Below are 14,143 nucleotides of genomic sequence, written 5' to 3'. Positions count from 1 at the left end.
AATCATATTGCAGCGTCGCGTTGAACAGATAGCTCGCCTTGATGAAGGCATCCTCGTCATAATTGGGCAGCTTGCCGAGGCGCGTGCCCGAGAAGGTGAACTGCGCCCCGCCCGATGCCCAGGTGATGCTGCCGTTCGACTTGTCGCGCGGCAGATAATAGCCGCTGTCCGCCGCCAGCTTGTTGATCACCGGATCGCCAGGATATTGTACAAAACTGTGTTTGAAGACGTGACTATGCGCCAGCGACAGGGTGAAGTCGCCGAAGCTGGTCGGCAATGTCCCGCGGAAGGCAACGTCGATGCCGCTCGTCTTTTCGCGGGCGATGTTGATCGGATTGACCGCGATGGATTCGATCCGGCCGTTCTGGACATTGGCCGGGAAACGCTTGATCCGGGCGAAAGCATCGACGCAGGTTGGCGAACTCGGATCGAGGTCGCCCGCCGCGCAGTCAGCTTCGGTACGCGCGAGTGTATCGATGCTCAGATCGTCCACCTGATTGTCGAGCGTGACGCGGAAATAATCGACCGACACATGCAGCCGGCTCGACGGCGAGAAGACGAGGCCTGCGGTCAGCGTGCGGCCGGTCTCCGATTTCAGATCGCGGTTGCCGTTGCGGTTCACGACCACACCGATATCGGCGTAATCGCAATCCTCAAGCTCCTGCTCGCTCTCGGCGCAGAGCCGGTAGTCGTTGACGTCGCCCTCGATATTGCCGGGGCCCGTGAACACATAGTGGAGATCGGGCGCGCGGAAAGCCGTACCATAGGCCGCGCGGAACAACAGGCTGTCCAACGGACGAACCTCAAGCCCGCCATTGTAGGTAAACTTGCCGGTGCTGCCGCCGCCGAAGCGGAAATGGTCATAGCGCCCGGCCCCCGTCACGCTCACGAAATCCAGCAGTGGGACGCGCACTTCACCGCCAATCGCGGCATGGCTGCGCTTGCCTTTGCCGTCGCTGTCCTTCCAGCTGTAATAATAATCGGTGAGCGCCAGTGGATCGGGACGGAGATTGTAACCCTGCTTGCCATATTCGACGACCGCCGCGAAACCGACTGGCCCGGCGGGCAGTTCGAACAATTCGCCGTTGGTCAGCGTCGCCTGCAAATTGTTCGTCCAGCTATAGGGACGATAAACCGTGTCGGCCGAGATGCTCTCATATTCGGCGCGGGTCAGCGCCTGGTAAAGCCGCTCCGGATTGGCATTGAAGATCGGGCGACCCACTTCATCAACGCCATTTTGCGTACCTAGGAAAAGGGCATTCGCCTTGCTTGCGATAATCTGCGGCCAGCGGACGACCGACTGATAACGGCTGTAGTTGAACGACAGCTCATAATTCCAGCTCTTGCCGAAATTGCCCCGGATTCCGGGCGTGATGCTGTAGGTCGTCTGCTTGCTGCGCTGCATCTCGAACCCGCCGGTTTCTTCCGGCGTGAACTGACGGCCCCAATCCTCGACCTGATCGGTATATTCGTTGAAAAACTCGTTGTTGGCGCTACTCGATGACTGCTCGAACGCCCAGCTCGTCACGTCGTACATCAGCCGGACCTTGCTGATTCCGAACTGGAAGTCGGTGAACAGCTTCGCATTGTCCGACAGTTCGTACGACAGGGTGCCGAAGCTGTTGAAACCCTTGCGGCCCGAAATGATCGTGCCATAGGCCACCGAGGCCTCGCTGCCACAATAATCGCCATAGCGCGGGCGGTTCGCCAGAAAAACCGATCCGCGGTTCAGGTAGGACAGCGCATCGCATGCGCCGTCGGGCGGCGAGAGATAGTCGACGTCCTCATTGGCGCGATAAAAGGTTCTCCGCGCGATCGCGGTCGATGCGACCGGGCTGTCAGTGGTGCTGTCCTGAATACTCCGGTCATAGGCCCACAGCGGACGCTGATCGAGATATTCGACGCCACCGACGATGTTGAAGCGTCCCGACGACCAGCCCCCCGTTGCCGTGATGCGATGCGACATGCCACCGCCATGCTCGGTGCGGCCGTGACGATAATCGAGCGTGATGCCGTCGAGCTTTTCCTTCATCTTGAAGTTGACGACACCCGCGATCGCATCCGACCCGTAAATCGCCGACCCGGCCCCGCTCAGGATTTCGACCTTGTCGATCAGGCTGACGGGGATGTTCGAGATGTCGGTGAAATTGCTGCGTCCGATATAGGGCAGCGGGAAATCGGCGATGCGGCGGCCGTTGACCAGCACCAGCGTGTGATTGGGGCCGAGGCCGCGAAGGTCGACCTGCTGCGCGCCCGGCGTGAAGTCGGCGCTGCTGCCCGACTGCGGGCTCTGCGTCTCGCCGCTGTTCTGCGTCATCGCGGCGAGCAATTCGGGAACGCTGGTATAGCCGTTGGCGCGGATCGTGTCCGAATCGATCGTCGTGACCGGCGACGGTCCTTGGTCGCGGATCGTCGGGATGCGCGATCCGGTGACGATGATTTCCTGTTCGGCGCCGTCGCTATCCTGTGCGAGTGCCGGCGATGCCAACGCGGGCACGCAGGCCGTGATCCCCAGAAAAATCCGAAACGACCGCTTCCCGAAATTCGTCATTTTATAGCCCCTGTTTTGGTTCGGGCGCGAATCAAACCCCACGCGCCCGTCGCTCCCTGTTTCGTATACTCGACCAGAAAACATCGATAATTTCAATCACAATGACATTATCGGAAATCATATTGTCTTTTCCTGTGGTCATTATGTAACATCCGGCCTTTGAAGGGTTGGCGGAAGGGAGCCGGATGTTGCATTCGATCGTGCGGGGATTTTGGTTGCTGCTCGCCGTGCTGGGGATGTCTCTCGCGCCTGCCACCGCAAAGGAAGCCAGGGAAAAGCCCTACGAGCATTATGTCTTCGGCAAATTGAACACGCCGACGCCCGGCCCCGTGTCAGGCGGACTGCTGTTGATGGGCGGCGGCGACCGCAATGTCGATGCAATGAAATGGTTTTTCGGCAAAGCCGGGAACGGCCATATCGTCGTGATCAGCGCATCCTATGGCAAGGAAATCGGCAAGGAATTCTTCGACGAAATCGGCGGTATCCAGTCTACCGAAATCTTCGTCTTCCACGCGCGCTCGCAGGCAACGAACAAGAAGATCCTCGACCGGCTGAAGAAGGCTGACGGCATCTTCATCGCGGGCGGCGATCAGGCACGCTACGTCCGCTATTGGCGCGGCACCCCGGTCGGCGATATCCTCAATGCGCATGTCGCGGCGGGCAAGCCGCTCGCCGGAACCAGTGCCGGCCTCGCGATTCAGGGCGAAAAACTCTACGGCGCGATGGACGACGGCAGCATCCGCAGCCCCGAGGCGCTCGCCGATCCCTTCGGCCCCGCGAACACGATCGAGGGCGACTTCCTGCATTTTGCGCTGCTCAAGGGCATCGTCACCGACACGCATTTCAAGGAACGCGAGCGGCTCGGCCGCCTCTTCGCCTTCGTCGCCAAGGCGCAAGTCGGGCGTGCAGCGAGCGAGCCCGCGATGCTCGGTCTCGGCGTCGACGAGAGCGCGGCGCTCGCGGTCGAGCCCGACGGCACCGCGCGCATCCATGCGACCGAGCCCGATGGCTATGCGTGGGTCGTCGACGGCGCAGGCCTCCACGGCCTCTCGACACGCGGTCCGCTCGACGCGCCGCGCGTCAAGGTGACCGGCGTCGGCCCCGGATCCGTGCTCCACCTGCCTTCGGGGCAGGTCGACGCCCCGGTCTTCATACGCAGCTATGCCGCGCGCGCCGGCGAAATCGTCGAAGTGCCGCGCTGGTCGCTGGCGATCCACGGCGGTGCGGGCGTGATCGAGCGCAAGACGCTCTCGCCCGAAAAGGAGAAGGCCTATCGCGCCGGGCTCGACGAAGCGTTGCGCACGGGCAGCGCGGTGCTCGACAAGGGCGGCGCCGCGCTCGACGCCGTCGCCGCGGCGGTGCGCGTGCTCGAGGACAATCCGCTCTTCAACGCCGGGCGCGGCGCGGTGTTCACGGCCGAGGGCAGGAATGAACTCGACGCCGCGATCATGGACGGCAAGACACAAAAGGCCGGCGCGGTCGCCGGGGTCACGCGCACGCGCCACCCGATCGACCTCGCGCGCGCAGTGATGGACAACAGCCCGCACGTGATGCTCGCACGCGACGGCGCCGACCGCTTCTCGCTCGAACGCGGGCTCGAACAGGTCGACCCCGCGTGGTTCCGCACCGAGGAGCGCTGGCAGCAATTAGTGGCATGGCGCGCGAAGCAGCAAGCGGCGGTCGACCCGACGCATCTGTTCGGCACCGTTGGCGCGGTTGCGCTCGATGCCGACGGCAACCTCGCCGCCGCGACCTCGACCGGCGGGATGACCGGCAAGCGCTGGGGCCGCATCGGCGATTCGCCGATCATCGGTGCGGGCACCTATGCCAAAAACGGCCAATGCGCGGTGTCGGCGACCGGGTCGGGCGAATATTTCATCCGCGAAAGCGCCGCGCGACAGGTGTGCGACCGTGTCGCGTGGAAGGGCGAGAGCCTGAAGGACGCTGCGCAGGAGACGATCCTGGCGGTCGGCGCGATCGGCGGCGACGGCGGGCTGATCGCGATGGGCCCCGACGGACGCCCCGCCTTTGCGATCAACGATCTCGGCATGTACCGGGGCCGCATCATGGCCGGGAGCGCGCCGCAGACCGCGATTTTCGCCGACGAAAAGCTGGCCGACTGATGGCGCAGCCCGGCGTCAATCTCGACGAGATCGACGAACGCCTGCTCACGCTGCTGCGCGATGACGCGCGGCAGACGATCGCGCAGCTCGCCAAGGAACTCGGCATCTCGCGCGGCGCAATCTATTCGCGGCTCGCGCGGCTCGAGGAAGAGAAGGTCGTCGCCGGCTATACGGTGCGCCTCGGCCACGCCTTCACGGCGAGCCGGGTGCGCGCGCATATGATGATCAAGACGCTGCCGCGCTTTCACCGCGAGGTCGAACAGGCACTCGCGGCGCTGCCGCTGGTGCAGGCGATCCATGCGATCAGCGGCGAATATGACATCATCGCGATGCTCGAAGCCGAGGACGGCGTCCAGCTCAACGAGCTGATCGACGAGATCGGGCTGCTCGACGGGGTCGAGCGGACAACCACGTCGGTGATCCTAGCAACGAAGGTCGAACGCTAGGGTCTAGTTCGTCCAGTAGATATAGTCCTGTCCGTCCTTCCACGGCGCATCGAGCGGCACGTCGATGCGTACCGGCCCTTCAACGAGGCCGGGCCAGATCGGTTTCGCCATGCCCTTGTTCTGCGCCTCGATCATCGCGCGGAGCTGGGCCACGCGCTGCGGATCGCTGGTGGCAAGATCGTGGCGCTCGGTCGGATCGGAAGCAAGATTGTAGAGGCGCGCCTTTTCGGGGCGCTTCGTCACCTGCAGCTTCCAGTCGCCCGCGCGCACCGCGCGATAGTCGCCCGAGCGCCAGTACATCGCCGGCCGCTTGGCAGGACCAGCCAGTATGTCCTCGCTGTCGATCGTCCGGTCGCCGGGCAGCTTGGCGCCCGCAGCGGCGGCAATCGTCGAAAAGATGTCGAGATGGCCCGTGACGTCGGCACGCCGCGTTCCCGGCGCGATTCCGCCCGGCCAGCGCATGAAAAAGGGCGTGCGGATGCCGCCTTCGAAAAAGGTCGCCTTCCACCCGCGATAGGGCGCGTTGAGATCGGGCATCCCGTTGTACCAGGCCCCGCCATTGTCGCTGGTAAAAATGACGAGCGTGTTGTCGTCGATCCCGGCCTGTTTGAGCTTGGCCATCACGTCGCCGATGCGGCGGTCGAGTTGCGCGATCATCGCGCCATAAACGCGCGTCTTGTGATCCTTGATCTCGGGGAATTTGTCGTAGTCGGCCCTGGTCGCCTGCAACGGCGTGTGCGGTGCGTTGAACGCGAGGTACATAAAGAAGGGGCGGTTCCTGTTCGCCTCGATCGCCTTGATCGCCTCGTCGGCGAAATAGTCGGTCATATGGCCCCTGGGATGGAAACGCTTGCTGCCGTTGAAGGTCACGGCGTGGCGCAGATTCGCCCAGATGAAGCGGTCGATCGGATCCCACGCAAGCTTGGCGTTGACCGTGTCCGGGTCATCCTCGGGCAGGAACATCGCTGCGCCGCCGAGCACCGCAAGGCTTTCGTCGAAACCCTGCGCCTGCGGCTGCAGCTTCGGCGCCTCGCCGAGATGCCATTTGCCGATGTGGAGCGTGTGATAGCCCGCCGCCTTCACCGCCTCGGCGATCGTCACCTCGCTCGCGGGCACGCCCATGTCGGGATAATCGGGAATATCGGGGGTGATCAGTTCCTTGTGGAAGATCGCGCGGTGCGGGCCGACGCCCTCGCCATGCGCGAGATTTTCCGAAAACTGCACCGGCACCGCGGTATATTCGAAGCCGAAGCGTGTCGCGTAGCGCCCCGTCATCATCGCCGCGCGCGACGGCGAGCAGGTCGCATTCGCGGCATAGGCGGTGGTGAAATTGACCCCCTCGCGCGCGAGCGCGTCGATGTTCGGCGTCTTGACGATCCCCCCCGCGACCCCGCCACCGTTGAGGCTGATGTCGTTATAGCCAAGGTCGTCGGCGACAATCAGGATGATGTTCGGCGGACGCTTGCCCTCCGGCGCCGTTGCGGGCCCCTGCTGCCACACAACCGCATGGTTCGGCTGGACCGGGTCTTTCCAATCCTGAAGCATGCCGGGAATGCGATATTTATTCGCCTCGAACGCCCAATATCCGCCGGCGCCCGCCAAGGCCAGCACGCCAAGCGCGACCCATATTTTCCTCATCCCACCCCCCCGATCCTATGCTCTCGGCTTGCCCCGAAACAATTGACACTATATGTGTCACTATATTGCTCGATACGCAAGATTGTTTGACCCCGGCGCAAAGCCGGGCCAGCAGGGGCGCCATGGCGACAGGGTTGAGGAAAATCGACGCGCAACAGGCCGGCCCCGAACGGGTCGACGGCCGGCGCGAACGTGGGCGGTCGAGCCACAAGCGCATCGTCGAGGCGATGATGGAGCTCATCGTCGCGGGCGACCTGTCGCCGAGCGCGGCGCGCGTCGCCGAGGAAGCGGGCATCGGGCTGCGCACCGTGTTCCGCCATTTCGACGACATGGATGCACTGTATGCCGTGATCACGGCGACGATCACCGAGCAGGTGATGCCGGTCGTCATGGCGCCCTATCCAGACCAGCCCTGGCGCGCCAACGTCCGCGAACTCGTCCGCCGCCGCGTCCGCGTGTTCGAGACGACTTTGCCCTTTCGTCTCGCCGCCAATATCAAGCGGTACCAGTCGCCCTTCCTGATGGGACAATATAGCCGCGTCGTGATGCTCGAACGCGAGTTGATCCTGCGCCTGCTTCCCGGCCCCATCCTCGCCGACCGGATCGCGGTCGAGGCGCTGTGCGCGGCGCTGTCGTTCCACACCTGGCGGACGCTGCGCCACGACCAGAGCCTGCCGGCCGAAGACGCCGGAACGGTGATGGGCCAGATGGTCGAGGCGATACTGGCGACGATTGCCGAAGACGCCTGATGCGCGGTGGGCCGGTTCTGCTGTCGCTGGTCCTGTTCGGCGCGCTCGCGGCATGCGGTGAGGCAAAGGACGCTAGGGTCACCGAAGCAAAGGCGCCCGAATGTCCGGCGATGCCCGGCGCGGACTATGCGTGGATCCCGGGTGCGACCTTCGCGATGGGTGCCGACGCGCATCTGCCCGAGGAAGGCCCGGCGCGCGACATAACCGTCGCGGGCTTCTGGATGTCGACGCACGAGGTCACCAACGCCGAGTTCGCCGAATTCGTGAAGGCGACGGGGTACCGGACACTCGCCGAGCAGGATCCGCCCAAGCTGCCGGGTGCGCCGCCCGAGATGCTGGTCCCGGGATCGGCGGTGTTCACCGCACCCACCGACGGCAACCCGAACTGGTGGCGCTGGGTGGTTGGCGCCGAATGGCGCCATCCTGCCGGGTCCGGGACGAATATCGAGGGACGCGACCGCGATCCGGTGGTGCAGGTCGGCTATGACGACGCGCTCGCCTATGCCAAATGGAAGGGCAAGGCGCTGCCGAGCGAGGAGCAATGGGAACTGGCGGCTGCGACCGGGGGCGCCGATCGTAACGTTCCCGTCGGCAAGGATGGCAAGCCGCGCGCCAACTATTATCAGGGCAGCTTCCCCGTTCGCGATATGGGCACTGATGGCTTCACCAGCCGCGCCCCCGTCGCCTGCTTCCCCGCCGACGGTCATGGCGTCCACGACCTGATCGGCAATGTGTGGGAATGGACGACGAGCAAGGCGGGCGGCGAGAATAATGTCATCAAGGGCGGCAGCTTCCTCTGCGCCGCCAATTATTGCGCGCGTTACCGTCCTGCCGCGCGCCAGTTTCAGGAACGCAGCCTAGGCACCGACCATATCGGATTTCGCCTGATCGACACGGCGCGCCCGGCGCCGGCGACGCCAATTCCAGACAAGGGCTGACAACAGCACGGCGATTCCGCCGACCCACAGGCCGAGGCGGATGAGCCGCGGCTTGCCCTGACGTTCGAAGGCATAGCGGTTGATCTGTTCGTCGGCGGTGTAACCCGCGGGCATATCGAGCACGCCATTCGCCTTCGCATAGGCGCGATAGTCGGCCATCATCGCTGCGAAGCGGTCGGGCTCGGCTGTGGCAAGATCGTGTGTCTCGCCCGGATCGGTCTTGAGATTATAAAGCCGCCACTTGCCGTCCCCGGTCGGCGCAAGGTTGCGCACCAGCTTGTGATCGCCGCGAAACAGCGCCGAATTACCCGACAGTTCATAGCCGAGCGGCGCATCGCCGTGGACGCTGCCCGCTCCGCCCTGCAGCATCGGCACAAGGCTGCGCCCGGTGACGGGCTCGACCGCCTTGCCCTGCCAGCTTCCGCCATGGCCCGACACGCCGGCAAGCTCGGTCAGCGTCGGCAATATGTCGGTGACATGTGCAAGGCCGTCGTTGATCGCGCCCGCGCGGATGTTCGCATTCCCTGGCCAGGCGATGATCAGCGGAACGCGAAGCCCCCCTTCGGACGCGGTGAATTTATACCCCGACAAAGGCGATGCCGCAGCGCTTGCCCAGCCCGGCCCGATCGCTGCGAAGCTGCCGCGGCGGCCGATGTTTGCCATGGCAAGGTCGTATTGCATGTCAAGGAACAGCCGGTTACGCAGGCTGCCGAACGGGTTGGTCGGCTCGGCGCCATTGTCCGACAGGAAGACGAAAATCGTGTTCTCATAATCGCCCGTGGCCTTGAGGTGCGCGACGAGCCGCCCGACCTCGCGGTCCATCGCGGTCGCCATCCCGCCATAGGCCTGCATCACGCGCACCGCGGCGGCGCGTTCGTCGGCGCCCAGCTTTTTCCAGTCGGGGGTCGTCGCCATCGTTATGATCGGCACGCCGGCGGGCATGATACCAAGCGCCGCCGCGCGCTTCGCCCGCGCTTCACGCAGCGCCGTCCAGCCGTCCCTGTACATCGCCGAATAGCGCGCGATGTCGCTGTCGGGCGCCTGCACCGGGATATGGTTGGCAAGGAAGTTAATCGACGCGAGGAAGGGTCTGCCGCTCTTCCGATCCGCCTCGATATAGTCGATCATCCGCTGCACCACGAAATGCGACGAATAGTAATTCTTGGGCAAGATCGCAGGCTTGCCGTTCTCCGTCCACGCGGCGCTGTCGTACATACCCTCGATCGGGCGCTGCTCGAAATTGTCGGCGCCGGCGTCGGCGAGGCTGTAGGCGCGGTCATAGCCGCGCGCGTGCGGCAGACGCTTCGCATCGCTGCCGAGATGCCATTTGCCGGTCAGGTAAGTGCGATAGCCCGACGCCTTCAAAAGCTGTGCGATCGTCACGACGCGCAGGTTCATCACCGTATCGTATCCGGGCTTGCCGCGATGCTGGTCGGGGATCGTCTCGGGCATGTTGCCGAGGCCGTTACGGTGATTCATCACCCCCGTCTGGAGCATCGCGCGCGTCGGCGAACAGGATCCGGCGACATGGAAATTGGAGAAGCGCATTCCCGCGTGCGCAAGCGCGTCGATGTTCGGGGTCGCGATTTCGGAACCAAAGGAGCCGACGTCCGAAAAACCCCAGTCGTCGGCAAGCAGGATGACGATATTGGGATGCTTTGGCGCCGGCACGGCAGGCTGCGCCCGCACAGGCCCCATCGCGATCAGCGCGCCTGTTATGATGATGGCAGCACGCCGGGACCCGCCTAAGCGACCCGGCATTTAGTGGTCCTCCTGCGCACTGCCATCACTCCCACCCCCTCGGGATATGGCACTTACTATGTCAATATATTTTGGAGTCAATGGGCGCGATGCCGCGGCCTTCAACCTTAACGTTCGCGATACGCCGGAGGGCGCTTTTCGAGGAAGGCCGCGAGCGCCTCGCGATGGTCTTCGGTCGCCGAAAGGATCACCTGCTGACGGTCCTCGATCGCCATCGCGGCGTCGAGGCCGGGCGCGTCGATGTTGAGGTTGAGCGCCTGTTTCGACAACCGCAAACCATAAGGCGAGGTCGCCAGCATCTCGTCGGCGAGCGCGAGGCCGCGATCGAGCAACGCGTCCTCGTCGACGATCTCGCTGACGAGGCCCGCGCGCAGCGCGCGCCCGGCGTCGATGAAACGGCCGGTCAGGATCATCTCGGACGCGAGGCTCGCGCCGACGAGGCGTGGCAGGAAATAGCTCGACGCCATGTCGCACCCGCCGAGGCCGATGCGGATATAGGCAGCGTTCGCCTTGAACGACGGCGCCGCATAACGCACGTCGGAGGCGAGCAGCAGCGACAGCCCGCCGCCGCACGCGGCGCCATGGCCTAGCGCGACGATCGGCTGCGGACAGGCGCGCATCTTGCGATAGATATTGCCGATGCGCGTCTGCGTGCGCAGCGTACGGAGCACCGGCGTCTCGTCGCTCGACGACCGGTCTTCCTGGATGTCGAGCCCGGCACAAAAGCCGCGCCCCGCACCGCGCAGGACGACGACGCGGACCTCGGGACGATCCGCCAGCCCACCAAAATAAGCGTTAAGCGCGTCGACCAGCGTCTCGTTCAGCGCATTGAGCCGTTCGGGGCGGTTGAGCGTGGCGATCTCGACCGCCCCGCGCGCCTCGATCAGCAGCTCGCTCACAGCGTCTGCCCGTCGTCGACGGTGATCACGCTGCCGGTGATGCCGAGCGCGGCGTCGGAGCAGAGCATCAAGAGCGGCGCATGCAGGTCGGTCGCGGGGCGCATGCGCTGGCGCGGAAAGCTCTTCACCATTGCCGCGCCGGTATCGCTTTCGAACAGGTCGGCGGTCATTTCGGATTCGAAATAGCCGGGCTGGATCACGTTGACGCTGATCCCGCGCCGCGCCCATTCGCGCGCCAGTGCTTTTCCGAGATGGCGTACCGCCGCCTTGGTCGCGCCATAGACCGATGTCGCGGGAAAGACCTTTTCGGCGGTGATCGAGCCGATCAGGACGATGCGGCCATGCTGCCTCTCGCGGCTGCCCGCCTTGTCCAAGCGCTTTGCACCCTCGTTCGCCGTCAGGAAGACGCCGCGGACATTGGCGGCGAGCAGGAAATCGACGTCTTCGACCGACAGGCTCATCGCCATCTTCTCGGTCGCGACGCCGGCGTTGGCGACGATCGTGTCGACCGTGCCGAACGCGGCCTCGGCAGCATCATAGGCGGCGATCGTCGAAGCTTCATCGGTCACGTCCATGCTGACGGCCATCGCCTGCCCGCCAGCAGCCTCGATCGCCGCCACCTGCTCGGCAAGCTTGTCGGCACGGCGCGCGGCGAGCACGACCTTCGCCCCCGCCGCCGCCAGCGCTTTGGCAAAGCCCGCGCCGAGGCCCGAGGAGGCCCCGGTCACCAGCGCCACGCGTCCCGTCAGGTCGAACTTCGGTTGCTCCGCCATCATGATCCCTTTCCTTCGTTTCCTATGCATTGACCCTGATTGACGTTCACGTCAACCAAACGCGGGGCTTGGTTGAAAAACCGCAAGAAACAGGTTGACGGATCAAATTTGTTCCCCTAATGTTCTCCTGTGCACAACGAACCTCATCCCCCGTCGCAGCTGCCGGGCGCGGCGGGCGGGGGATAAAGGTTCCTCCTTTCGCATTCTTGAGTCTGCCGCGGTTTGCGCCGGCCGAATTTCGTCGCGAAGGCTCCCGGGCTTTTGAGCCTGCACGATCTCCAGCATTGATCGCGAACGCAAACGCCGTCACAAACGGCGTCGTGGGACTGGACGAAACGCGGGGCCTCAAGATGACATCATTGTTTAAATTCAGCATGGATCGGGCCTGATCCGATGCACGCTGTCGAAGCCTTCGAACTCGTCCTCGGGCTGCTCGCGCTTGTCATCGGTCTGCACTGGCTCGCCCTGAAGCTGCGCTGGCCGCCCGCGACCGCGCTCCTTGTCGGCGGCGGCGGCCTCGCCTTCATCCCGGGTTTGCCCCAGATCTCGCTCGATCCCGAACTCGCACTCGTCCTGTTCCTGCCACCGCTGCTGATGGACGGCGCCTATTTTACCGCGCTCGGCCGCTTTCGCCGTCATCTTCCCGGCATCCTGTCGCTTGCCGTCGGTGCGGTGGTGTTCACGACGCTCGTCGTCGGCGTGGTCGTGCATATGATCCTGCCCGAACTTCCCTGGGCGGCCTGCTTCGCGCTCGGCGCGATCGTCTCGCCGCCCGACGCGGTGTCGGCGCGCGCGGTGCTGAAAGGCGTCCATTTGCCGCGGCGGCTGGAAGCGCTGCTCGAAGGCGAAAGCCTGCTCAACGATGCGACCGGCCTGATCCTCTTCCGCTTCGCGGTCGCCGCGACGCTCAGCGGGGTGTTCCACACCGGCGAAGCCGTGCAAAGCTTCGCCTTCGTCGCGATCGGCGGGGTGATCGTCGGCGCGCTGGTCGCGGCGGGCTGGATCTTTCTCGCCAGGCGCCTCAAGGACCGCATGCTCGTCATGCTGATCACGATCCTGCTCTGCTGGGCGGCCTATATTGCCGGTGAGGCCGTGCATGTGTCGGGCGTCATCGCAACCGTGACCGCAGGGCTCGCGATGGGCTGGTACCAGCACGAGATCTTGTCCGCCGACGTCCGCCTCCGCGCCAACTCCGCGTGGTTCATCATGGTGTTTGTGCTCGAAGCGCTCGTTTTCATCCTGATCGGCTTTTCGCTGCGCGGTGCGATCGAGCGGATCGGCGGGATCGAGGCGATGCCGCTTTCGTGGACCATCGTGATCGCGGCGGTCGTGATCACCGTCACGATCGCGCGCTTTATCTGGATTTTCGGGTCGGAGGCGATTCTGGGCGCTGCCCGCAAGCTGGGGCTGGAACGCGCGCGGCCCCTGGGCTGGCGGCAGGCGACGGTGCTGAGCTGGGCGGGTATGCGCGGCGTGGTGACGCTGGCGGTGCCGTTGACCCTCCCCGTCGACATGCCCGGCCGCGACCTGATGCTGATCTGTGCCTTCGCCGTCATCTTCGCGACCGTCGTCGCGCAGGGGTCGAGCCTCGGCATGCTCATCCGCGCGGTGAATCCGGTCGATACCGACCCGCCCGCCAAAATGTCGATGCCCGCCGCCGAAGCCGCGATGGCGCGCGCGCGGTTCGCGGTCATCGAACGGCTCGCTTATGACGAGAATGGCACGCTCATCCATCCGATGATGCTCGAAGAACATCGCAAGCGGATGAATTTCATGGAGCGTTACGAAGCCGATGCGAGCACCGCGATGGACGGGCTACGGTCGCATTTCGACGTGCTGCTCCAGGCCATCGCTGCCGGACGCGCCGAATTGCTCCGCATCCACCGCGCAGGGATGATCGAGGACGAGGTGCTCCACGAACTCGAACGCGATCTCGACGTCGAGGAACTGGCGATGACATTGCAGCGCGGCGACTAGGTCGGCGGATCGAGCCGGCAATCGCCCGATATCAATCGAGCAGGCGGAACCGGATCGCCGTGCCGCCGCCCGGAGCGAGCGCGAGCCTGAGCGTATCGGAGCGCGTCACGATCCGCTTCTCGATCGTCAGCGCGTCCGGGTTGGTGCTAAAATCGGCGCCCGGACCGTCGGCGTATATCTGCGCCTCGAACCGCTTGCCCGATGGGAGGAAGCGGAGCGGCTGTTCCAGCGTCCGGGCCTCTTCGTCGGTGATGGCGCCAAGATACCAGTCGCCCTTCCCCCGTTCCT

11 protein-coding genes are annotated in these 14,143 nt (G+C 64.7%); 5 read left to right on the top strand and 6 right to left on the bottom strand.

Annotated elements, in window-relative coordinates; genetic code table 11:
- On the bottom strand, positions 1-2,497 hold a 2,497-nt coding region (locus tag VGD20_RS05530), incomplete at its 3' end, for a TonB-dependent receptor plug domain-containing protein (RefSeq protein WP_331133492.1).
- A gap of 239 nt (positions 2,498-2,736) precedes the next feature.
- Here VGD20_RS05530 and VGD20_RS05525 point away from each other — a divergent pair.
- Both VGD20_RS05525 and VGD20_RS05520 read left to right on the top strand, forming a co-directional pair.
- Positions 2,737-4,674, top strand: coding sequence for an isoaspartyl peptidase/L-asparaginase (locus VGD20_RS05525; protein ID WP_331133491.1), 1,938 nt, complete (start codon positions 2,737-2,739; stop codon positions 4,672-4,674).
- Positions 4,674-5,120 (top strand): Lrp/AsnC family transcriptional regulator, encoded by a 447-nt coding sequence (locus tag VGD20_RS05520; RefSeq protein WP_331133490.1) that lies wholly within the window; start codon positions 4,674-4,676, stop codon positions 5,118-5,120. Before VGD20_RS05525 ends, VGD20_RS05520 begins: the two co-directional genes overlap by 1 nt.
- Before the next feature lie 3 nt (positions 5,121-5,123).
- Here VGD20_RS05520 and VGD20_RS05515 read toward each other — a convergent pair whose 3' ends face one another.
- The gene (locus tag VGD20_RS05515) at positions 5,124-6,758 is read right to left on the bottom strand and encodes a sulfatase-like hydrolase/transferase (RefSeq protein ID WP_331133489.1); all 1,635 of its coding nucleotides are present in this window, start codon (positions 6,756-6,758) and stop codon (positions 5,124-5,126) included.
- A 134-nt stretch (positions 6,759-6,892) separates the two neighbouring features.
- Here VGD20_RS05515 and VGD20_RS05510 point away from each other — a divergent pair, with 134 nt between their 5' ends.
- Together VGD20_RS05510 and VGD20_RS05505 are read left to right on the top strand one after the other, a co-directional pair.
- Positions 6,893-7,507: a TetR/AcrR family transcriptional regulator gene (locus VGD20_RS05510; protein ID WP_331133488.1), complete on the top strand. Its 615-nt coding sequence runs from the start codon at positions 6,893-6,895 to the stop codon at positions 7,505-7,507.
- Positions 7,507-8,445, top strand: coding sequence for a formylglycine-generating enzyme family protein (locus VGD20_RS05505; RefSeq protein WP_331133487.1), 939 nt, complete (start codon positions 7,507-7,509; stop codon positions 8,443-8,445). The genes VGD20_RS05510 and VGD20_RS05505 overlap by 1 nt, the downstream gene beginning before the upstream one ends.
- Here VGD20_RS05505 and VGD20_RS05500 read toward each other — a convergent pair.
- From VGD20_RS05500 to VGD20_RS05490, 3 genes are all read right to left on the bottom strand, one after another.
- Complete coding sequence (locus VGD20_RS05500; RefSeq protein WP_331133486.1) at positions 8,365-10,143, bottom strand: arylsulfatase; 1,779 nt, start codon at positions 10,141-10,143, stop codon at positions 8,365-8,367. The two genes, VGD20_RS05505 and VGD20_RS05500, sit on opposite strands and share 81 nt — an antisense overlap.
- A 170-nt stretch (positions 10,144-10,313) precedes the next feature.
- On the bottom strand, positions 10,314-11,105 hold the full coding sequence (locus VGD20_RS05495; protein ID WP_331133485.1) for an enoyl-CoA hydratase/isomerase family protein: 792 nt from the start codon (positions 11,103-11,105) through the stop codon (positions 10,314-10,316).
- Positions 11,102-11,878, bottom strand: coding sequence for an SDR family NAD(P)-dependent oxidoreductase (locus VGD20_RS05490; RefSeq protein ID WP_331133493.1), 777 nt, complete (start codon positions 11,876-11,878; stop codon positions 11,102-11,104). The genes VGD20_RS05495 and VGD20_RS05490 overlap by 4 nt, the downstream gene beginning before the upstream one ends.
- Before the next feature lie 393 nt (positions 11,879-12,271).
- On the opposite strand from VGD20_RS05490, the gene VGD20_RS05485 reads away from it, so the two are divergent.
- Positions 12,272-13,855, top strand: a complete 1,584-nt coding sequence (locus VGD20_RS05485) for a Na+/H+ antiporter (RefSeq protein WP_331133484.1) — start codon at positions 12,272-12,274, stop codon at positions 13,853-13,855.
- A gap of 31 nt (positions 13,856-13,886) precedes the next feature.
- Here the strand turns inward: VGD20_RS05485 and VGD20_RS05480 are convergent.
- The coding region (locus tag VGD20_RS05480; RefSeq protein ID WP_331133483.1) for a glycoside hydrolase family 97 C-terminal domain-containing protein at positions 13,887-14,143 on the bottom strand (257 nt) is incomplete at its 5' end.

This window comes from Sphingopyxis sp., from assembly GCF_036402335.1.
GTDB lineage: Bacteria > Pseudomonadota > Alphaproteobacteria > Sphingomonadales > Sphingomonadaceae > Sphingopyxis.
Note: the sequence above shows the minus strand (reverse complement) of the source record. Positions and strands in the feature narration are given on the sequence as shown.